Genomic DNA, 19,520 nt, shown 5'->3' with positions numbered 1-19,520 from the left:
GCCGCCCAGGGCGGCGGCACGGCCAAGACAAATCAGTTCGTGAAGGTGAACTGCTGCGGCAGGGCAGGTCCGGGATTCGGCCAGGACCAGCTATCCGGCTGCTTCTCCGGCACATTGCGGAGGTTGTTGCGGATCACGCCGAAACCGCCGACCGCCAGGCAGACTCCCATAACCTCGAAATCCTCTGCGGCGAGATCGAAGATCTGCTTCATGATCGCCCCGCGCTTGTCGAGATCGGCGGTGGAGCGGGCCTCATCATAGAGCTTCATCCGCTTCTTCTGGCTTTCCGGCGGCTCCTCGCCCTTCTCGCCGTTGGACGTGTACCAGAGCGTCCACGGGATGGCATAGCGGGAACCCTGCGGGTGGAAGGCGAAGAAGTCGCGCGGGTCGAGCATCGGGTCGAGCCCGCCGGGACCGGGCCAAACCTGCGCGTCATGGGCGTTGTCGTCGCCGCGGGTGTAGTAGAGCGCGCGTTCGATCGTGTTGACCTTCATGTCGATGCCGATTCCTGCCCAATGCGCCTTTACCAGTTCCAGCACGTCGACGAGGTCCGGATAGAGCGTCGGGATGACGTCGACTGCGAAGAAGATCGGCTGTCCGTCCGGGCGCAAACGGATGCCGTTGCCGCTCTTCTTGTCGAGGCCGGCGGCATCCAACATGGAATTGGCCTTGTCCGGGTCATATTCCGTGAATTGCCGTGCCAGTTTCTCGTGATACCAGGGATGGCCCGGACGCGGGCCGGTCTGGTAACCTTCGCTCTGGCCGAAATAGATGATGTCGATGATCTCCTGGCGGTTGATGCCGATCGACAGCGCCTGGCGGAAGGACTTGTCCGCAAATATCTTGCGCAACGCCGGGTCCTTGTGGGTCATGTTCAGGTAGAGCGAGCACTGCTGAGCCGCCGAGGGAACCAGCGACAACAGCCGGTAGTCACCCTTCTCCATGTTCTGCGACAGGGTTGGCTTGTTCGCCAGGCTGTTGATGTGGCGCTCCTGGATATCGACCTTGCCGGAGATGACGTTCAGCATCAGCGATTCGACGTCCTGCGAGATGCCGAAGTTCAGCTCGTCGATATAGGGGAGCTGGTTGCCTTCCGTATCGACCTGCCAGAAGTACGGATTGCGGGTCATCAACACACGGGTTGCCCCGCCGGAGTAGGGCTCCTTGATCACCCAGGGATCGAGAACGGGTTTTTCGGGGTTGGCCCAGCGGGACGGGATTTCGATATCTCCGCATTTCGCCCGGAAAAGCTCGGTCCAGCTCGTCACGCCCGCCGCTTTCACATCGGCATCCAGATTGGCGTTATATTTCGGCAGGAATTTGCTGCAGTAATGCTTCGCGAAGAGCGTCGGATGCTGCCCGAGCGGCGTCGCCAGATTTTCGAGATAAAGCGCATTCGGCGCGGCGAAGGTGAATTTTACGGTGTAATCGTCGATCTTCTCGACGGTGACCGGCTTGCCGCCAACCACGATCTGCGCCGGTGTCGCGCTGTAAAGTTCCTTGTTCTTGACGACGTCCTCGATGGCGAAGACGACGTCATCGGCCGTGAATGGATGCCCGTCGGACCACTTCGCGCCCTTCAGAAGATGGAACGTGAATTGCGAGGCATCGTCATTGACCTCCCACTTCTCCGCAAGGTTCGGAAGAACCGCCGTGAACTCCAGGTTCCAGCGCACGAGGCTCTGATTGCCGACCATGCGGAGGATGCCGTTATGGTCGGACGAGCCGCGCAGGCCGCGCCTCAACGTGCCGCCATAAGCACCGACTTTCTCGTAGGGCGTCACGACCATCGGGTTTTGCGGCAGCCGATCCGCCAGGGGCGGAAGCTTTCCCTCCTTCACGAGGGCAGCCAGCTGCGGCGCCTCCTTTCCGCCGGCGGCCCTGGCACTGCCACCGGCAACGGAGAGGGCGACAGCTCCACCCACCCCTGCCAGAAACGTCCGGCGGGTTACGCCGGCAGAAATGAACTCATCGTCGCGCATTGAAGTCCTCCCATGTCCTCCAGAACCACCGGATGGCTCCAGCGGCCTCCCAGCCGCCATCGCCTCGGACCCTCCATCCGATCGGCTCGAGGACCATAAGCCGCTTTTCAGATGATTACAAGTATTGACAGATTTTTACAGGTTAAATAGTTCTAGGCGGAAGCGGCCTCATGACTGCATGGGAGGAAGACGGATGACATTCGCTGAGGAAACACGGGAAAAGCTCAAGACGGTTTCGACCGCCACACTGACCACGATCCTTCTGAAGCGCGGGCTTCGGAACGTGTTCATTCACGGGATCCACAAGATCAACCCGGATGCTCCCCGGCTCGTCGGGCCGGCATTCACACTCCGCTACATCCCGGCGCGGGAAGACATCGATCACGTGGGCGTCTTCACCGACCGCACACACCCGCAGCGCCGCGCCATCGAGGAATGCCCGCCCGGCCATGTGCTGGTGATGGACAGCCGCAAGGACTCGACCGCGGCTTCGGCCGGCGCCATCCTGATGACAAGGCTCTACATGCGCGAGGCGGCGGGTGTCGTCACCGACGGCGGCTTCCGCGACACGCCGGACATCGCCAAACTGCCGTTCGCAGCCTATCACGCGGCCCCCTCGGCGCCGACCAATCTCATCCGCCACCACGCGCTCGACATCAATCAGCCGATCGGCTGCGGCGATGTGCCCGTCTATCCCGGCGATATCATCGTCGGCGACGATGAAGGCGTGGTTGTCATTCCCGCCGCCATGGCTAAAGAAGTGGCCGACGAGGCGGTCGAGCAGACGGCTTTCGAGGATTTCGTCGAGGAACGCGTGAAGGCGGGACGGGGGATTTTCGGGCTTTATCCGCCCGGTCCTGAAGCCGAGGCCGAGTTCCTCGAGTGGAGACGTGAAAAGGGACGCTGATGGACCAGCCTGGCGTGATAGCGGCGGCGAAGACCGAACCTCGCTTCAGCGACATCATCTACGAGAAGATCGTGAGCATGATTGCCGACGGCCGCTTTCCCGTCAACGAACGGCTTCCATCGGAGCCCAACCTCGCCGTCATGCTGGGGGCTTCACGGCCGGTCGTGCGCGAGGCGCTGGAGCGGTTGAGGGCCGACCAGTTGATCGTTTCGCGCAAGGGCTCGGGCTCCTACGTGCGGCAACGGCCGGATTCCTCGGTCTTGAAGCAGGTGCCGGTCGGCTCGCTTGCCGACGTGCAGCGGTTCTTCGAATTCCGCGCCGGGCTCGAAGCGGAGGCTGCCGAGCTTGCGGCCCGCAACTGGCAGGTCAACGACAAGATCCGGATCACCGCGGCACTCGAGGCGCTCGAACGATGTCTTGAGGTCGGCGAACTGGGGGCGGAGGAAGACCAGGCACTGCATGACGCGATCGCGATGGCGACCGGCAACCAGTTCCATGTGATCGTCAGGGAATGGTTCAGGCCGCATTTCGCAATCGGCATGTCGGTGACGCGCAGCCTCAGCCTGAAGAGGACCCCGCTGCATGTCCGCACCGTCCAGGACGAGCATACGGCGATCGTCGAGGCCATTCTGGCACGCCGGGAACAGGAAGCGCATGACGCGATGAAGACTCATATCCTGAATGCACGCGCCCGCATGTTCCAGGGCGTGGGAAGTTAAGTTCCGGACACGGCGCGGGGAGGCGCCCGGGAGGAGGAGTATTTTGAGACGGATCGCGATGACGGGCGGTGCGGGCCATATCGCTTCGCAGCTCAGGGAGTTTCTTTGCCCCGATGTGGAGCATCTGAGGCTCATCGACCTGAAAGCGCCGGAAAGCCTGGCTTCCAACGAGAGCTTCTTCGAGGCCAACCTTTCCGATGCCGACGCCATGCGCAGGGCGCTCGAAGGCATGGATGGCATCATCCACCTCGGCGGCATTCCGCACGAGGGGGAAATCGGTGACGTCCTGCGCGTCAACGTTCTCGGGACCCACAATCTCTACGAGGCGGCGCGGGAAAACGGCGTCGGCCGCGTGGTGTTCGCCTCCAGCAATCACGCGACCGGTTTCTATCCCCGTTCGCAGACGATTTCGCCCCTCGACATCCCGCGCCCGGACAGCCGCTACGGGCTATCGAAATGCTGGGGCGAACTTGTCGCGGGGCTTTATTACGACACGGCGGGCATCCGCACGCTTTCGATCCGCATCGGCAACGCCGCCGTCTATCCCAACAGCGAACGGTCGGCGGCGATCTGGATCAGCGCCCGCGACCTCTGGCAGATGGTTAAAATCGGGCTTACCCATCCCGATATTGCCGCCGCCGTTGTCTATGGCATGTCCCGCACCGATGCCCGTTGGTGGCGGGACGAACTCGCAGAACGGCTGGGCTATCGGCCTGAGGACAATGCCCGCGATCACCTGCGTATCGAGCAGGCAAACGAGAGCGCCGTGGCTGCCTTCTTCCAGGGTGGTGGTTTCTGCGAACCAGATCATGACGGACATATCCGGCTGCGTGACCGGGACGGACTGGTCGTGCCTTCGGGAGCGCCATCATGAGCAAGACGAAGATCATCACCCCCAACGTCCGCCGCGTTATCGATTTTCCCCTGAAGGTGGGCGAATCGCCCACATGGGACGACCGGAGCGGCGATCTCTGGCTCGTCGACATTCTCGCGCCGGCGGCCATCTGCCTCGGGGCCGATGGCAGGGTCGACCGTTTCGACATGCCGGTCAAGATCGGCTGCCTGGCGCTCTGCGAAAGCGGCGATATCGCGGTTGCGCTGGAAACCGGCGTTCACATCATGAATCCGAAGACCGGAACCATGAAACTGCTCTGCAATCCCGATGGCGGCCGCCCGGATAGCCGGCTCAATGACGGCAAGGTCGGGCCGGACGGCTGTTTGTGGGTGGGCACGCGCGACGAAGCTATTCCGCAGACCGGCAACGCGCGCCTCTACCGGGTCATGCCGGACGGCACGTTCGCCATCATTACCGACGGGCTTCTGACCTCCAACGGCCTCGCCTGGAGCCCGGACGGCCGGACGATGTACCATTCCGACAGCAGCGGCCTCTTCGCCCAGGTCTTCGATTTCGACCCGGAAAAGGGAGTGACCGGTCCGCCGCGCCGGCTCCGCGATTTCACGCCCGAGGAAGGCCGCCCGGACGGCGCGGCCATGGATGCGGACGGTTTCTACTGGATCGCCGGCGTTCTATCGGGCGGCGTCAACCGGCTATCGCCGGATGGCGAGGTCATCGAGATCTATAAGGTGCCGGCAAAATCACCGACCATGCCCTGTTTCGGCGGCCCGGACCTCGGCACGATCTATGTGACCACCCTTTCGACCGATAACAACGGCACTTTCGAGCAGGGAACAGTGTTTGCCTTCGAAGCCGGCATTCAAGGTACCCCGGTCCACCGTTTTGCGATTTGAAACCAATTGTCTCCGTAAACCAGGAGAGGGAAAGATTATGAATATCCGGGACTTTCGAAAAGCACTGACCGGCATATCCGGGGTGCCGATCACTGCCTACGGCACCGACGGCGAGGTGAACGCCCATACGACGCGAACCGTCTATGCGCGCGTGGCGGCCGCCGGAATCCATAATATCGTGGCGGCAGGCAATACCGGCGAATTCTATACGCTGACACCGTCCGAAATCAGCACTGTCATCGAAGCAGCCATCGACGGCGTCGATGGCAAGGCACCGGTGACCGCCGCCGTCGGCCGCTCGCTGCGCGAGGCGATCGGCATGGCGAAGGCCGCCAAGGCCATGGGCGCCTCGGCCGTGATGTCGCATCAGCCTGTCGATCCCTTCGCGGCGCCGGCCGCACAGGTCGATTATTTTCGCGGGCTTGCGGAGGAATCGCCCCTGCCACTCGTCGCCTATGTGCGAGCCGAAGGCTTCGGCCTCGACGACATAATGCGGCTAGCGAGCCATCCGAACATCGCCGGCATCAAGTTCGCGACGACGGACATCCTCCTGCTGTCGCGTTCCATTGCGGCCTCCGATCCCGGCAATGCGCTCTTCGTCTGTGGCCTGGCGGAAAGCTGGGCACCAGCCTTCACCGCCGCCGGCGCGAGAGGCTTTACGTCCGGCCTTGTCAATGTCGCACCGCAGTTTTCACTCGCCATCCATGCCGCACTCGAAAGCGGCGACTTCGCCGAGGCCCGCCGGATCATCGCGCTTATCGAGCCCTTCGAGCGCATGCGCACCAAATACCGCAACGGCGCCAATGTCACGGTCGTCAAGGAGGCTGTCGGCATCATGGGGCTCGCTGTCGGGGACGTACGCCTTCCCGGCCTGCCGAGGCTCGATCCGGAAGACCGGGGAAAGCTTGCGGACCTTCTCAAGAGCTGGGCAACGGAAGGCAGAAAACTCGATACCGCAGTCTAATCCGCGGTATGGTTCTACCTCGCCAGCCGCCTCAGAGCCTGAGGCGGCTGGCCGAAGTTGCGAATGAAGGCACGGCGCATACGACCGGAGTCGCCGAAACCGGTGGCCTCGGCGATGTGCTCAAGCGGGGAATGGCTTGTCTCGACCGCCCTTCGCGCGGTCTCGAGACGCAGGCGCTCCACGACCTTTGCCGGGGTCATGCCGGTTTCAGCCGAGAAGGCTCGAGCGAAATTGCGCGGGCTCATGGCCGCACGGTCGGCAAGGCGTTCCACAGTCAGCGGCTCGGCGAGGTTCCTGCCCATCCATTCGATCAGGTCCATGAACCGGCCAGTCCGCCCGCCCAGTTCCGTCAGCGCCGAAAACTGCGACTGTCCGCCCGGCCGTCGCTGATGCACCACAAGCTGCTGCGCCGTCCGACGGGCGATCTCCGGGCCGAGGTCATCCTCGATCAGCGCAAGCGCCAGATCAATACCGGCTGAAATGCCCGCAGACGTCCAGACATCGCCATCCCTGATGAAGATGCGCTCCGCATCCAGCCGGGTCTTTGGATAGCGGCGGCCGAAATCCTCCGAATTGCCCCAATGGGTGGTGGCGCGACGCCCATCGAGCAAGCCGGCTTCGGCAAGGATATAGGCGCCCGAACAGACGCTTGCCGTCCGTCGCGACGTGACGCGCTTCAGCCATGCCAGCATTTCCTGAAACGCCGGCATGGAACGGATGATATCACCACCCGAGACGATGATTGTATCGAAAGGCCCTCCCTGGAGCTGCCCGGCCGTGAGCTTCAGCGCGGAAGAACTCTCGATCTGACCTCCACCGGGCGCCATCAGCATCAGCTGGTAGCTTTCCGGCCGAAACCGCTCGGCGATCTCGAAGGCCGTCGTCGGGCCAGCCACATCCAGTAGCTGGAAACCCGGAAAGATGACGGTTGCGATCGCTCGGCGCATGGCAGGAAATGCCCGATTTATGTCATTCCAGACAGAACGTAGCGGCTGTAATCTCGCTTTCAAGCCGGAACACGAAAGAACGAGCCGAGGCGAGCGATCATGAACTGGCGACTTTTGTCGTGGAGCGTCCTGGGCGTGATCGCACTTTTGCTGGCGATCGGCGGCACTTGGATTTTCTCGCTGCCTGCGGCAACGACCATGGCGGTCACGCGACCGATTCCCTTTGCGGGAGGAGTGGGCCGATCGTCTGGCAAGCCAAGGGAGGATAACCAGCGATGAAGGTATTGATAGCAGGGGCCGGAATTGGCGGATTGACCACAGCCCTTTTCCTGCATCGGGCGGGAATTGAGGTCGAAATCTTCGAACGCGCCGAGGAGGTGCGCGAGCTCGGCGTCGGCATCAACATGCTTCCGCATGCCGTCGGTCAACTGGTCGATCTGGGGCTGATGGCGGACCTCGACGAGGCAGGTATCCGCACGCGCGAACTCATCTATGCAAACCGGTTCGGGCAGGTCGTGTGGCAGGAATTGCGAGGCCTCGATGCCGGTTACGACGTGCCGCAGTTCAGCATCCATCGCGGCAAGCTGCTGGGGCTGATATACCGGGCCGTGGTCAACCGGCTTGGCCTAGGCGCCATCAGGACCGGATGCCGGATAGATGGCTTCGAGCAGACCGCCGAAGGCGTCACGGCACTTTTGACCGGGCGCGACGGCTCCCGTGGCGAGGTCCGGGGCGATCTTCTGATCGGCGCCGACGGGATCCATTCCGCCGTGCGAGCCGCGCTCTATCCCGCCGAGGGTTCGCCGACCTGGAGCGGCATCATGCTGTGGCGCGGTGCTACCCAGTGGCCGAAATGGCGGGACGGGCGCACGATGGCGATCGCCGGCGGCAATTTCGCGAAATTCGTCTATTACCCGATCGAGGCGGATCCGAAAGAGCCAGAGAGACGCCTGACGAACTGGGCCGTGATGGCGAAGACCGCCGAGACGGGCACGCAACCTTTGCGACGGGAAGACTGGAGCCGATCCGGCATCATGGACGAAGTGCTGCCCTTCGTGCGCGACCGGTTCCATCTCGATTTCGTCGACCCGGCGGCGATCATCGAGGCGACGGGCAGCTTTTACGAATATCCCAACTGCGACCGCGACCCGCTGCCCCGCTGGTCGTTCGGGCGGGTTACGCTGCTCGGCGATGCGGCCCACCCCATGTATCCGGTGGGTTCCAACGGCGCGAGCCAAGCCATTCTCGATGCAAAAAGCATTTCCACGCATCTGCAGAAGGCCGGTGAAATCGAGGCTGCGCTTCTGGCCTATGATGCCGAGCGCCGGCCTGCCACATCCGATATCGTGCTCGCCAACCGACGGGGCGGACCGGAAGGCGTCATCGACATGATCGAAGCCCGCGCGCCCGACGGGTTCGACGACATCGATGCAATCGCCTCCTACGAAGAGCGCAAGAGCGTGGTCCGGGGCTACGCCTCATTAGCCGGATTCGCGCGGCCATGACGGCCTCGGCCCGAAGCATCGAGTTTGCGCTGCGAATAAAATATCGAGCACCTGCCGTCCTACACATAATTGTCACCTGAAGCTGTTATAGGCATAATCATCCGAATGAATTCAGGATTCATCCGAATGATAGAGATGTCTGAAGCGCCAGCCATCCGCTCCAAATGGGGGCAATGGCAGACAGTCGAAGAACAGATCAGCAGGGACATCGCCTCCGGAACGCTTGTCCCCGGAGCCCGGTTGCCGACCGAGATCGAGATCATGCATCGGTTCAGCGTCGGGCGACATACCGTCCGGCGCGCGATTGCCGAGCTCGCCAGCGCAGGAAAAGTCCGTGTCGAACAGGGGCGCGGCACTTTCGTGGAGGAGCAGTCCGTCATCCGCTATAACATCGCGCGACGGACGAGGTTCAGCAAGAACCTCAAGGAACAGGGGCGCGTTCCCTCGGGCCAGCCGGTCGAGGAACTGGAAATCCCGGCGCCGCCCATCGTGGCCGCGGCGCTTCGGATACCGGAAAGCGACCCGGTCTATATGATCGTCCGGCGGGGATTTGCCGACGACGTCCCGATCACCATCAGTCGCGCCTATCACCCGGTCAGCCGGTTTCCCAACATGCACATTCGCCGGCATCAGGGCGTATCGGTGACCGAAATCTACCGGGACTTCGGCATTCCGGATTACTTGCGCCATCGCACCACGATCTTCACGCGCCTCCCGATCACCGAGGAGGCTCGCCTTCTGGCACAGTCGCAGGAACAGCCGGTGCTCGTGGTCCAAAAGGTCGATGTCGACATGCAAGGCTGCCCGATCGGTTATTCGGAAACCGTCTGGGCGGGAGAGCGTATCCAGTTCGCGATCGATTACGACGAAGAGCCCGGCAACGTGGATGCGGCGGCCGGTGCACAGAAAGAGTAGGGAAGCATGACCGATCTCAAAGACGCAGAACCGTTCATCGGCCCATACAGCCACGGCGAAACACTCAGCATCATGGCAGCCAGCCGGCCCGCCCGGATAAAGGCCTGCGCGGAAGCACTTCTGGATGGGCTCGGGGATGTGGACGTGCTCGTCAACCGCACCGGCCTTGCCATGCTGCCGATGGTCGACACGGTCCGCGACACGGCGTTCCATCTTGGTGAAGTCTTGCTCGCCGAAGCCCATATCCGCGTGCCCGGGCGAAACGTCGAGGGCTATGGCGCGGTCGTCGGCCGCGATCTGGAGCATGCCATGGCGATCGCCGTCATCGATGCGGCAATCGCGGCGGAGCATTCCGGCGAGCTGGTTCTCGAATTTCTCGACTCCGAGAAGACCCATCAGGAAGAGGGCGATCGCAAGCGGCTGAGGAAGGTCGAGGCGACACGCGTGCAGATGGAGACCTTCTGACCATGACCTTGTCCATCCTTCCGACCGCCGGGGACATCCGCACCAATGCGGCTTTCGAAGAGCTGATGTGGGCGCTCGCCCGTCCCGGGCTGGAGCGCCGCCTTCCCACAACCGGCTTTCGAGCCATAGCCGAAACCCTCATCGATCGCGAATGTACGTTCCACATCGCGGATGACGCCGCGCTTTCCGAACTGCTCATGCTGACGGGCGGAAAACCCGCCGCCATCGAGAACGCCGACTATGTCTTCGCGCCGCTCGCAACTGCCGAGGATGTGGCCATGCTCTCGGGGTTGCGCATCGGCACGCTCGCCTATCCGGACGAGGCAGCCACGCTTTTTGCGTCAGCCCGTTTCGGCGCCGGACAGGCATTGCGCCTAATTGGTCCCGGCATACGCGGATCGCTCACCATCCGGATCGACGGCATCCATCCGTCCTTCTGGCGGATGCGCGCCAATTCCATCCACTATCCGCTCGGATGGGATCTCTACGTCTTGGATGGCGACCGGCTGATCGGCATCCCCCGGTCAACCAAGATCGAGGTGCTGTGATGGCCTATGTAGCAACGAGAGGCGGCGAACGCGCCATCGAACAATCCGAGAGGTTCTACCGCGAAGATCTCGGCATCATCACCCGCGAGCGGGTGGATGCCATGCGCGAGGGCCTTCCCTACCTGATCGACAGGCTGATGGGAGAAGCCTCGGTTTACGAACCCGACCTTGCCGCGCTTGCGCTGGCGCAGGCCGGAGGCGACCTCTACGAGGCGGTGCTTCTGTTGCGGGCCTACCGGACGACCCAGCCGCGGCTTGCCGTTGCAGAACCGGTGACGCAGCCGGATCTCTTCACGGTCCGGCGCATTTCCGCCGCCTTCAAGGACATTCCCGGCGGACAGATTCTCGGGCCGACGCTCGATTATTCCCACCGCCTGCTGCAGGTCGGCGTGCTGAACGGCCAGAATTACGAACCGCCGGCGGTCGAGCCCGCGAAGGAACCCGCACCGGCGACCCAGCCCTCGCTCGCTGCCTGGCAGAAGGCGCAGGGGCTTATCCCCGACCATCCGGCTCAAACCGTGCCGCCGGAGGACATTCCGGATGTTACCCGCGAACCGTTGCTTTTCCCGGCAAGCCGCGCCCACAAGCTGCAGAGCCTGGCGCGCGCCGACACGGGCGGGACTTTGGCGCTCGGTTATTCGACGATGCGGGGCTACGGCTCGGTCCACCCGACCGTCAACGAACTGCGGCTTGCCGAAGCACCGGTGCGCATGCGCCATCCACGCGGAACGGTCTTCAGCGCCGGCCGCGTCCGCATCAGCCAGACGGAGGTGATCTCCAAGGCGAGGGAATTGGAACTCGGATTTGCGGCTACCTTCGGCTGGAACGAGGTGAAGGTGATCGCCGCCGCAACGCTCGATCTCGCCTCTAGCCAGCCGAACCCGCATCCGGCATCGAACGAGGAATTCGTACTCTATCATACCGAGCCAGTCGAAAGCTCCGGCTTCTGCATCCACTTCAAGCTGCCGCATTACGTGACGTTCCAGTCGAGCCTCGACGCCTTGCGCCGGGTCAAAACGGACCAGCAGGAAGCCGCCATCGCAAAGGCAAAGCCCGAGACGGAAATGCAGCCAGAAGAAGACGAGGTTTTGCTGTGAAACTCAATGAACTGACCAAGCCATGGTCGGCCTTCAACTATGGTTTTCTCGATGAATCGGCCAAGCGTGAAATTCGCCGACGCACCCTCAAGGCTATTGCCATTCCCGGTTACCAGGTCCCTTACGCGAGCCGCGACGTTCCGATTGCCCGCGGCTGGGGCACCGGCGGACTGCAGGTCACGCTCACGCTTCTCAAACCGGACTCGGTGGTGAAAGTGATCGACCAGGGGGCGGACGATTCGGTCAATGCCAGCAGCATCCGCAAGTTCCTTGCCAAGGTCGGCGGCGCCACCGAGACCAGTGATACGACCGAGGCGACGATCATCCAGTCCCGCCACCGCATTCCGGAGGAAAAGCTCCGCGAGGATCAGATTCTCGTGCTGCAGGTTCCCAATCCGGAGCCGCTGCGCCCGGTCCAGCCTGACATGTCGATCGCCCGCGAAATGCATGGCGATGCGGATTACGGCCAGCTCTGGCTGATCCTTTATGAGCAGCTCGTCAGATCGGGGCGGATCATGCAGGGATCGAGCTATCCCAGCATGGTCAACGGCCGCCATGTCATGACGCCGTCGCCGATCCCGCGCTGGGACGTACCCAAGCTCAACCAGGCAGACCACCTGACGATCCTTTCGGCGGGGCGGGAAAAGCGCATCTTCGCCGTGCCGCCTCATACCAGCGTCGAACCTCTCGTTTTCGACGACGTGCCCTATCGCGTCGAGGACCATCAGGACAAGACCTGCTACCGCAGCGGGGTCGAAGGCTTCTTCATGAACGAGCTGCCGCAGGACGACGGCTCGTCGCTCTATGAGCTCTCCGACAGTCATTTCGGCATCAAGAACATCCGCAAGGCGGAGGGCGAGCCGGTGACGCTCAGCGAAACCTGGTACAAGAACGGAAGGATGGAATGATGGCCGACGCATTCTTCGATGGCCGCACGCCGGCCATCCGGCACCAGCCTCCGCGACTGATGACGGCAGCGCCCATCCTGACAATGCACGGCATCAGCCGTACTTACGGCGACGTGCAGGCGCTTCGAAGCGTCGATGTCATGGTCTATCCGGGCGAAGTGCTCGGCATCGTCGGAGAATCCGGCTCCGGCAAGTCCACGCTGCTGAGGATGATGAACCTTGAGGACACGCCCGATGCCGGCACCTATCACCTGGCGCTTCCCGGGCGTATAGACGACAACCTCTTCACGCTCGACCGCTTCCAGCGGAGGATGCTGAGAGCGCACCATATCGGCATCGTCTACCAGAACCCGCATCTTGGCCTGCTGATGAGGCACAGCAGCAGCGGCAATGTCGCCGAGCGATTGCTGATCGCCGGCGAACGCAACTTCGCTGCCTTACGCCAGCGCGCCAGGGAAGCGCTCGACGCCTCCGAATTTCCACTGACGCGCATGGACGCGCGGCCTTCCGAACTGTCGGGCGGAATGCAGCAGCGCGTCCAGCTCGCCAAGGCGATCGCGCTCGAACCGGCATTGCTTCTGCTCGATGAGCCGACGACAGGTCTCGACGTCAGCGTCCAGGCCCTCGTCCTCGATACACTGAAGACGTTGCAGCGCGACCGCAACATCACCATGGTACTCGTCTCGCATGATCTCGGCGTCATACGCACGATGGCAGACCGGGTTATGGTGATGCGCAGGGGCGAGGTGGTGGAGCAGGGGCTTGCGGACCAGATATTCCAGGACCCGCAGCATGAATACACCCAGCAGCTCGTGCATGCGAAACTCTGACGTGAAGAGGCGAACGTGAACATTCACACATCCGCGATGCCGTCACCTGCGCCGGTGCTGCGCGTCGAAGGCCTTTCGAAACAGTTCGAAATGCATCATCTGAAGCGCACCCTGTTTGCCTTCGAAAATATCGGCTTCGAGCTGAACGAGGGCGAGTTCATCCTGTTGAAGGGCGAAAACGGCGCGGGCAAATCCACCCTTCTGCGGACCCTCTACCGGTCTTACCTGCCGCGCGCGGGGCATGCCTATTACCACACGCGGGAAGGCGTCATCGACCTCGCGGCCGCCGCCGATGTCGACATCGCCCTGCTGCGCCGCCGGGAGATCGGTTTTGTCACGCAGTTCCTCAACGCACGTCCGCGCGTGGCCGCGGACGAGATCGTCGCCGAGCCCCTCAGGCTTGCCGGCACGCCGCGCGCCGAGGCCCTATCGGAAGCCCGCCGCTGGCTTGCCGCCTTCGGTGTCAAGCCGCAGCTCTGGCCAGCCTATCCCTCGACATTTTCGGGAGGCGAGCAGCAGAAGGTCAATCTCGCGCGGGCGCTCATCCTGCCGCAGCGCCTTCTGCTGCTCGACGAGCCGACGGCCTCGCTCGACCGCTCGGCGCGCCGGGCGCTGGTCGGGCGCTTGGCCGAGCTCAAGGCCTCCGGTGTTGCAATGATCGGGGTCTTCCATCATCCCGAAGACGTAGCCGGTCTGATCGACCGGGAAATTCAATTGGAAACAATCAGGATTGCAGATGAGGCAGAAGAGGATGTGGTTGAGTGATTTCGAGATCGTCCTGCGCGATCGGGTAATAGAACGCGGGGCCGTCAGGATCGAAGACGGGCTGATCGCCGAGATCCGCGACACGCCCGTACCGGATGCGGATATCAGCGGCGATGGCCGGCTCCTCCTGCCCGGCTTCGTCGACATGCATGGAGACATGATCGAGAAGGAAATCGAACCGCGCGCCAACGTGCGCATGCCGCTCGAACTCGGCATCTACGATCTCGACAAGAAACTCGCGGCCAACGGTGTCACCACCGCCTATGCGGCACTCGCCTTCACGCCGGCTACCTATGGCCATGTCCGCTCCGTCGAGCATACGACCGTGATGATCGAGACGTTGGGGAAAATGCGCGACGAACTCCTCGTCGACCATCGGGTCCATGCCCGTTTCGAGATCACTTTCCCATCCGCGGTGGAAGTCGCCGAAAAGCTGATGGCGGCCGGCGCGCTCGGCCTGATCTCGCTGATGGATCACACGCCGGGACAAGGCCAGTATCGCGATCTCGAAATCCACACCCGCAACATGGCGAAGGCGAGGAAGATCGACTACGCGGCCGCCGTCGAGATGGTGAAGGAACGAATGGCCCAGCGCGAGGCCCATGGCGATGCAACGCATGTCGTTACGGGACTGGCGGAGCTGGCCAGGGACAAGGGCGTCTCGATTGCCTCGCACGACGACGACACGCTCGAAAAAGTATCGCTGATGCACGGCCTCGGGGTGGCGATCAGCGAATTTCCGATCACGCTCGAAGTGGCCGCCGAAGCCCGTCGCCTCGGCCTTGCGACCGCCATGGGCGCACCAAACGCACTGCGCGGCCTTTCCTATTCCGGAAACCTCTCGGCGCGTGAAGCCTTTGCGGCCGGCGTGCTCGATATTCTCGCCAGCGATTATCACCCCTCCGCGATCCTGCCCGCCGTGCTGGCGCTTGCGGAGATCGGCAACGGCGGATTGCCGGCTGCCGCGGCGCTCGCCAGCGCGAATCCGGCGGCGGCCCTCGGACTGTCAGATCGCGGCCGTATCGAAGAAGGATTGCGCGCCGATCTCGTCATTGCGGAAAGAGGCAGAATGCCGAGGTTGCGGGCCACCATCCGAGCGGGGCAACAGGTCTGGTCGGACGGGGTCGTTGGCAATCGTCCCAAAGTGGCTGCGTGAAGAACACTGCAGGCCAGGTCCAAAGGCCCGGCCTGCACGACAGGTGGTCATTTATTCCAAAAAATAAAGCAATCATTTGAAAGTTTCGAACGTTTTTCAAATATTCTGAAATATTTTTTTGAAAATTCACGAAATATAATAATTCTGTCATGCACGACAACTATGAAATACTTCCAGTAGGCAGGCACTGCCATCCCTTCGATGGGAGACCAAAATCCATGTTGTTTTTTTGGATGGGATAGATGCTGGAACTATACTCTCTGAAGAAATCCTTTGGACAGGTGGATGCTGTCGATGATGTGACGGTGACCATCGATGCCGGCCAGATGGTCGGCATCATCGGAAGAAGCGGTGCGGGCAAATCGACACTGCTGCGGCTGGTCAACCGGCTGATCGAGCCTTCGAACGGAAAAATCCTTTTCAATGGGCGCGATATCACCAAACTGAAGGGGCGCGACCTGCGTTTGTGGCGTGCGTCCTGCGCCATGATCTTCCAGCAGTTCAATCTCGTGGAGAGGATGGATGTCCTCACCAATGTCCTGATCGGCCGCGTCGCGCATCAAGGTTTTCTGCCAACGATAACGCGGCACTTCAGCGAAGCGGAGAGGGCCATGGCCGTCCAGGCGCTCGATCGTCTCGGACTTTTGCCGCAGGCCCTGCAGAAGGCGGGGACGCTGTCCGGCGGGCAACAGCAACGGGTCGCCATCGCCAAAGCCCTGGTTCAACGTCCCGAAATCATGCTTGCCGACGAGCCGATTGCGTCGCTCGATCCGGCGAATGCGACCCGCGTCATGGAAGCCCTGCGGAAGATCAACCGGGAGGACGGGATCACGGTTCTTGTCAATCTCCACACGCTCGATACGGCGCGGGCCTATTGCGACAGGATCATCGCCATGCGCGCCGGCCGCATCGTCTTCGAAGGCCTGCCCAACGAGCTGACGCGCGATCGATTGAACTCGATCTATGGCGTCGGCGACGATGCAGACTTCGAAATCGATGAATCCGTGACATCAACAGCCATTGCTCCTCCCGCAGGCTCTCAAGCCAGGCAGACGACAATGGCGTGACGCCAAGCTCCGGCAACAGCGCCGGGTATAATCAATCCCTGGAGAAACATAATGAAGAACGTCCTCTTGACGATGGCCGTAACGGCCGCGCTTGCCCTTGCCGGCTCCGCCCATGCACAGGAATGGAAACAGACCTACAAGACGATCCGCTACGGCGTCCTCTCGGGCGAAAACGAGAAGGACCGCGTCGCCCGCTGGAAGGGCTTCGAAGCCTATCTCGAAAAACAGCTCGGCGTTGACGTCGAAATCTTCACCGCCGGCAATTATGACGGTGTGATCCAGGCACTGGCCGCCGACCAGATCGAATTCGCCTCGCTCGGCTCGTCGGCCTATGCCGCCGCCTATACCGAGACGAATGGCGGCGTCGAGCCGCTGCTCGCGGGCGTCGACAAGGATGGATCAAGCGGCTACTTTTCGGTCGTCACCGTCCGCTGCGATTCCGGTTACAAAAGCATCGACGACCTGAAGGGCAAGGTTCTGGCCTTTGCGGATCCGGATTCCACGTCCGGTTATGCGGTTCCCTATTTCAACCTGGTAAAGCAGGGCTACGATCCAAAGACCTTCTTTTCGGCCGTTCCCTTCTCCGGCTCGCATGAAACCGGCGTGATGGGCGTCTTCAACAAGCAGTTCGATGCTGCTGCCACCTATATCAATACCGAGAAGAACGGCATTCCGCAGCGCATGGAAACCAAGGGCATGATCGCTGCGGGGCAGATCTGTCGTATCTGGCAATCGCCGGAAATCACCAACGGTCCCCTCACCGCCCGCAAGAACCTGCCGGCCGGCCTGATCGCAGCGGTCAGGACCGCCGTCAAAGACCTGCCGAAGAACGACCCCGCCGTCTACAAGGAAATCACGTCCGGCGACCCGACCGTGAACGGCTATATCGAGGTCGACCATAAGCGCTACGAATGGATCATCGAGATGCGCGACTGGCTGAAGAAACAGCGCCGCCAGGGCTGATACGGGAGAAAGGCGCGGCACCGGAATGGCCGGTGTCGCCGATTTGCGGGACATCGATGATGAGCGATCTTTCCCAAGCGATCCACGGTTTCGAGACCGAATATGCGAAGACCCGGAAGAAGGCGCGGCGCCTGCAGGTCGCCTCCACGCTCCTCTTTGCCGGCGCCGTGCTGTTTTCGGCCTATGTCGGCGGTTTCTTCGGCTTTACCGACGTCACGCTGCCTTCCGGCGAGCGCGTTTCGATGCCGAAGCTGTGGGCCGGCCTGCCGCGACTTGGCGAATATCTCGAAAAGACCATCCCGACGCTGAGATTGACGAGCCTCGGACCCGACCTCACCGAATGGTTCTGGCGCTGGGAGACATGGTTGCGCCTGCTTGGGGAAACGATCCTCATCGCCTATGCGGCAACCGTTCTCGGCGTCGCAGGAGGTTTCCTGCTCAGCTTTCTCGCGGCGCGCAATCTGAGCCCTGGCCGGTGGCTCTCGATTCTCGTGCGCCGCTATCTCGAGATCATCCGCACCGTTCCCGAACTCGTCTGGGCGCTCATCTTCGTCTTCTGCTTCGGTGTCGGCCCGCTTGCCGGGATGCTTGCGATCGGCGTTCACGCAACCGGCTCGCTCGGCAAGCTCTATTCGGAAGCCAACGAGAATATCGATATGCGGCCACTCGACGGCATCAAGGCATCCGGTGGCAACTGGTTCCAGCAGATGCGCTACGGCGCCGTGCCCCAGGTCATTCCGAACGTGATCAGCTATACGTTGCTGAGGTTCGAGATCAATGTCCGGTCCTCCTCCATCATCGGTTATGTCGGAGCGGGCGGGCTTGGCCAGGAAATCCGCACCGCAATGTCCCTGCAGGAATATACGGACCTCTCGGCGCTCTTCGTCATCATCCTCGTCAGCGTCATCATCATCGATTTCCTGAGCGAGAAACTGCGCCATAGAATTATCGGCCTCTCGGAGCACTGGACATGACGCGCGCTTCCGACTTCCATGATATCGATCTCGTGAATGCCGCCAGGGCCCGCCTGCCGGATGCGTTCCGCCGCCCCCTGTTGCGGCGTCTCGCACCGGCGATCATCACGATTGTGCTGATCGCCCCGCTTGCCTATAGCGCCGTGGCTTTCGGCGCCACGCCGGGAAGGCTCATCGAGGGCCTGTCGCGGCTCGGCAATATCCTTGCCTTCATGTTCCCGCCGCATCTGTGGACCACATGGCAGGAATGGAGCGAAATCCTCGAAGGCCTCGGCGAAACCGTCGTGATGGCCTTCCTCGGGACATTGCTCGGAGCTGTCGTCGCCCTGCCGCTCGCCTTTCTCGGGGCGAAGAACATCATGCCGCTCACCTGGCTTCGACTGTTGTCCCGCCGCGGATTCGATACGCTGCGTGCCGTGGAACAGATCATCCTCGCCCTGATCTTCATCCGCGCCTTCGGGCTCGGTCCGCTCGCCGGCATCCTCGCCATAGCCGTCTCGGAGGTCGGCACTTTCGCCAAACTGTTCTCCGAGGCGATCGAGAATACGTCGCGCAAGCCCGTCGACGGCGTGAAGGCGTCCGGCGGCAGCAACATGCAAGCCATACGCTACGCGATCATGCCGCAGGCACTGCCGGTGATCCTGTCGATCATTCTCTACAATTTCGAATCCAACGCCCGCTCCGGCACAATCCTCGGCATTGTCGGCGCAGGCGGCATCGGTTTTCTGCTGGCCGATCGCATGCACGCCTTCCGATGGTCGGAGGCCTGGTCGATCATCTTCCTGATCATCGCCACCGTCTACATGATCGATTCCGCATCGGCATGGATCCGCAGGAAGCTGATCTAAGATGTTGACGGCCGCATCGATGTCCTGATGCACAATGCCAGACCTACGATCTTCGTCCGGACCGACCCGGGATGGTACCGACGTGGGCTTCGCCGTGCTCGACCGCGTCCGGGCCGAAATGCCGCGCAGGGTCGGCCTCTCCGACCTTCTGAAGCCACAGCTTCCGGCCTGACAAGGAAACCTTGCGATGGCGGGGCCCTTGCGTCCCCGC

General features: G+C 62.2%; 21 protein-coding genes. 18 read left to right on the top strand and 3 right to left on the bottom strand.

Going from position 1 to position 19,520, the window contains the following annotated elements; translation table 11 throughout:
* Window positions 1-32: 32 nt before the first annotated feature.
* Window positions 33-1,982, bottom strand: a complete 1,950-nt coding sequence (locus QEO92_RS24900) for an ABC transporter substrate-binding protein (protein ID WP_227704796.1) — start codon at window positions 1,980-1,982, stop codon at window positions 33-35.
* A gap of 193 nt (window positions 1,983-2,175) precedes the next feature.
* On the opposite strand from QEO92_RS24900, the gene QEO92_RS24895 reads away from it, so the two are divergent.
* The 5 genes from QEO92_RS24895 to QEO92_RS24875 are packed head-to-tail and all read left to right on the top strand — an operon-like array spanning window position 2,176 to window position 6,321.
* Window positions 2,176-2,889: a ribonuclease activity regulator RraA gene (locus QEO92_RS24895; protein WP_037152372.1), complete on the top strand. Its 714-nt coding sequence runs from the start codon at window positions 2,176-2,178 to the stop codon at window positions 2,887-2,889.
* Window positions 2,889-3,608, top strand: a complete 720-nt coding sequence (locus QEO92_RS24890) for a FadR/GntR family transcriptional regulator (protein WP_052182903.1) — start codon at window positions 2,889-2,891, stop codon at window positions 3,606-3,608. The genes QEO92_RS24895 and QEO92_RS24890 overlap by 1 nt, the downstream gene beginning before the upstream one ends.
* A 43-nt stretch (window positions 3,609-3,651) precedes the next feature.
* Window positions 3,652-4,482: an NAD-dependent epimerase/dehydratase family protein gene (locus tag QEO92_RS24885; protein WP_227704795.1), complete on the top strand. Its 831-nt coding sequence runs from the start codon at window positions 3,652-3,654 to the stop codon at window positions 4,480-4,482.
* On the top strand, window positions 4,479-5,357 hold the full coding sequence (locus tag QEO92_RS24880) for an SMP-30/gluconolactonase/LRE family protein (RefSeq protein WP_227704794.1): 879 nt from the start codon (window positions 4,479-4,481) through the stop codon (window positions 5,355-5,357). Before QEO92_RS24885 ends, QEO92_RS24880 begins: the two co-directional genes overlap by 4 nt.
* Before the next feature lie 37 nt (window positions 5,358-5,394).
* Window positions 5,395-6,321 carry a dihydrodipicolinate synthase family protein gene (locus QEO92_RS24875; protein ID WP_227704793.1) on the top strand — a complete coding sequence of 309 codons (927 nt, stop codon included), beginning with the start codon at window positions 5,395-5,397 and terminating at the stop codon, window positions 6,319-6,321.
* Window positions 6,322-6,335: 14 nt separating this feature from the next.
* Here the strand turns inward: QEO92_RS24875 and QEO92_RS24870 are convergent, their stop codons facing one another.
* Window positions 6,336-7,268, bottom strand: coding sequence for a GlxA family transcriptional regulator (locus QEO92_RS24870; RefSeq protein WP_227704792.1), 933 nt, complete (start codon window positions 7,266-7,268; stop codon window positions 6,336-6,338).
* Window positions 7,269-7,327: 59 nt separating this feature from the next.
* Window positions 7,328-7,477 (bottom strand): hypothetical protein, encoded by a 150-nt coding sequence (locus tag QEO92_RS24865; protein WP_227704791.1) that lies wholly within the window; start codon window positions 7,475-7,477, stop codon window positions 7,328-7,330.
* A gap of 66 nt (window positions 7,478-7,543) precedes the next feature.
* On the opposite strand from QEO92_RS24865, the gene QEO92_RS24860 reads away from it, so the two are divergent.
* The 13 genes from QEO92_RS24860 to phnE (QEO92_RS24800) all read left to right on the top strand — a co-directional run bounded on the left by QEO92_RS24860 (window position 7,544) and on the right by phnE (QEO92_RS24800) (window position 19,309).
* Window positions 7,544-8,773, top strand: a complete 1,230-nt coding sequence (locus tag QEO92_RS24860; protein WP_037152358.1) for a flavin-dependent oxidoreductase — start codon at window positions 7,544-7,546, stop codon at window positions 8,771-8,773.
* 135 nt (window positions 8,774-8,908) lie between these two features.
* On the top strand, window positions 8,909-9,688 hold the full coding sequence (gene phnF / locus QEO92_RS24855) for a phosphonate metabolism transcriptional regulator PhnF (RefSeq protein WP_280107482.1): 780 nt from the start codon (window positions 8,909-8,911) through the stop codon (window positions 9,686-9,688).
* Window positions 9,689-9,694: 6 nt separating this feature from the next.
* Entirely contained in the window at window positions 9,695-10,153 is a 459-nt protein-coding gene (locus QEO92_RS24850) for a phosphonate C-P lyase system protein PhnG (protein ID WP_037152355.1), read from the top strand.
* 2 nt (window positions 10,154-10,155) lie between these two features.
* Entirely contained in the window at window positions 10,156-10,701 is a 546-nt protein-coding gene (gene phnH, locus QEO92_RS24845) for a phosphonate C-P lyase system protein PhnH (RefSeq protein ID WP_227704789.1), read from the top strand.
* Window positions 10,701-11,798 carry a carbon-phosphorus lyase complex subunit PhnI gene (locus tag QEO92_RS24840; RefSeq protein ID WP_227704788.1) on the top strand — a complete coding sequence of 366 codons (1,098 nt, stop codon included), beginning with the start codon at window positions 10,701-10,703 and terminating at the stop codon, window positions 11,796-11,798. The genes phnH and QEO92_RS24840 overlap by 1 nt, the downstream gene beginning before the upstream one ends.
* Complete coding sequence (locus QEO92_RS24835) at window positions 11,795-12,706, top strand: alpha-D-ribose 1-methylphosphonate 5-phosphate C-P-lyase PhnJ (protein WP_037152346.1); 912 nt, start codon at window positions 11,795-11,797, stop codon at window positions 12,704-12,706. The genes QEO92_RS24840 and QEO92_RS24835 overlap by 4 nt, the downstream gene beginning before the upstream one ends.
* Window positions 12,703-13,536 (top strand): ATP-binding cassette domain-containing protein, encoded by an 834-nt coding sequence (locus QEO92_RS24830; RefSeq protein WP_280107481.1) that lies wholly within the window; start codon window positions 12,703-12,705, stop codon window positions 13,534-13,536. Before QEO92_RS24835 ends, QEO92_RS24830 begins: the two co-directional genes overlap by 4 nt.
* Before the next feature lie 15 nt (window positions 13,537-13,551).
* Entirely contained in the window at window positions 13,552-14,301 is a 750-nt protein-coding gene (locus QEO92_RS24825) for a phosphonate C-P lyase system protein PhnL (protein WP_227704786.1), read from the top strand.
* The gene (locus QEO92_RS24820; protein WP_227705260.1) at window positions 14,288-15,457 is read left to right on the top strand and encodes an alpha-D-ribose 1-methylphosphonate 5-triphosphate diphosphatase; all 1,170 of its coding nucleotides are present in this window, start codon (window positions 14,288-14,290) and stop codon (window positions 15,455-15,457) included. The genes QEO92_RS24825 and QEO92_RS24820 overlap by 14 nt, the downstream gene beginning before the upstream one ends.
* A 242-nt stretch (window positions 15,458-15,699) precedes the next feature.
* Window positions 15,700-16,524: a phosphonate ABC transporter ATP-binding protein gene (gene phnC / locus QEO92_RS24815; protein ID WP_227704785.1), complete on the top strand. Its 825-nt coding sequence runs from the start codon at window positions 15,700-15,702 to the stop codon at window positions 16,522-16,524.
* A gap of 51 nt (window positions 16,525-16,575) precedes the next feature.
* On the top strand, window positions 16,576-17,487 hold the full coding sequence (gene phnD, locus QEO92_RS24810; protein WP_052182901.1) for a phosphonate ABC transporter substrate-binding protein: 912 nt from the start codon (window positions 16,576-16,578) through the stop codon (window positions 17,485-17,487).
* A gap of 56 nt (window positions 17,488-17,543) precedes the next feature.
* Window positions 17,544-18,461 (top strand): phosphonate ABC transporter, permease protein PhnE, encoded by a 918-nt coding sequence (gene phnE / locus QEO92_RS24805; protein WP_280107480.1) that lies wholly within the window; start codon window positions 17,544-17,546, stop codon window positions 18,459-18,461.
* Complete coding sequence (gene phnE / locus QEO92_RS24800) at window positions 18,458-19,309, top strand: phosphonate ABC transporter, permease protein PhnE (protein WP_227704783.1); 852 nt, start codon at window positions 18,458-18,460, stop codon at window positions 19,307-19,309. The genes phnE (QEO92_RS24805) and phnE (QEO92_RS24800) overlap by 4 nt, the downstream gene beginning before the upstream one ends.
* Window positions 19,310-19,520: the final 211 nt, after the last annotated feature.

This window comes from Neorhizobium petrolearium (assembly GCF_029854435.1).
Classification (GTDB): domain Bacteria; phylum Pseudomonadota; class Alphaproteobacteria; order Rhizobiales; family Rhizobiaceae; genus Neorhizobium; species Neorhizobium petrolearium.
Note: the sequence above shows the minus strand (reverse complement) of the source record. Positions and strands in the feature narration are given on the sequence as shown.

What these genes read in the sequence shown, in the direction of transcription:
- QEO92_RS24900 (WP_227704796.1), bottom strand. Translation starts at nt 1,982, where the DNA reads ATGCGCGACGATGAGTTCATTTCTGCCGGCGTAACCCGCCGGACGTTT.
- QEO92_RS24895 (WP_037152372.1), top strand. Translation starts at nt 2,176, where the DNA reads ATGACATTCGCTGAGGAAACACGGGAAAAGCTCAAGACGGTTTCGACC.
- QEO92_RS24890 (WP_052182903.1), top strand. Translation starts at nt 2,889, where the DNA reads ATGGACCAGCCTGGCGTGATAGCGGCGGCGAAGACCGAACCTCGCTTC.
- QEO92_RS24880 (WP_227704794.1), top strand. Translation starts at nt 4,479, where the DNA reads ATGAGCAAGACGAAGATCATCACCCCCAACGTCCGCCGCGTTATCGAT.
- QEO92_RS24875 (WP_227704793.1), top strand. Translation starts at nt 5,395, where the DNA reads ATGAATATCCGGGACTTTCGAAAAGCACTGACCGGCATATCCGGGGTG.
- QEO92_RS24870 (WP_227704792.1), bottom strand. Translation starts at nt 7,268, where the DNA reads ATGCGCCGAGCGATCGCAACCGTCATCTTTCCGGGTTTCCAGCTACTG.
- QEO92_RS24860 (WP_037152358.1), top strand. Translation starts at nt 7,544, where the DNA reads ATGAAGGTATTGATAGCAGGGGCCGGAATTGGCGGATTGACCACAGCC.
- phnF (WP_280107482.1), top strand. Translation starts at nt 8,909, where the DNA reads ATGTCTGAAGCGCCAGCCATCCGCTCCAAATGGGGGCAATGGCAGACA.
- QEO92_RS24850 (WP_037152355.1), top strand. Translation starts at nt 9,695, where the DNA reads ATGACCGATCTCAAAGACGCAGAACCGTTCATCGGCCCATACAGCCAC.
- phnH (WP_227704789.1), top strand. Translation starts at nt 10,156, where the DNA reads ATGACCTTGTCCATCCTTCCGACCGCCGGGGACATCCGCACCAATGCG.
- QEO92_RS24840 (WP_227704788.1), top strand. Translation starts at nt 10,701, where the DNA reads ATGGCCTATGTAGCAACGAGAGGCGGCGAACGCGCCATCGAACAATCC.
- QEO92_RS24830 (WP_280107481.1), top strand. Translation starts at nt 12,703, where the DNA reads ATGATGGCCGACGCATTCTTCGATGGCCGCACGCCGGCCATCCGGCAC.
- QEO92_RS24820 (WP_227705260.1), top strand. Translation starts at nt 14,288, where the DNA reads ATGTGGTTGAGTGATTTCGAGATCGTCCTGCGCGATCGGGTAATAGAA.
- phnC (WP_227704785.1), top strand. Translation starts at nt 15,700, where the DNA reads ATGCTGGAACTATACTCTCTGAAGAAATCCTTTGGACAGGTGGATGCT.
- phnD (WP_052182901.1), top strand. Translation starts at nt 16,576, where the DNA reads ATGAAGAACGTCCTCTTGACGATGGCCGTAACGGCCGCGCTTGCCCTT.
- phnE (WP_280107480.1), top strand. Translation starts at nt 17,544, where the DNA reads ATGATGAGCGATCTTTCCCAAGCGATCCACGGTTTCGAGACCGAATAT.
- phnE (WP_227704783.1), top strand. Translation starts at nt 18,458, where the DNA reads ATGACGCGCGCTTCCGACTTCCATGATATCGATCTCGTGAATGCCGCC.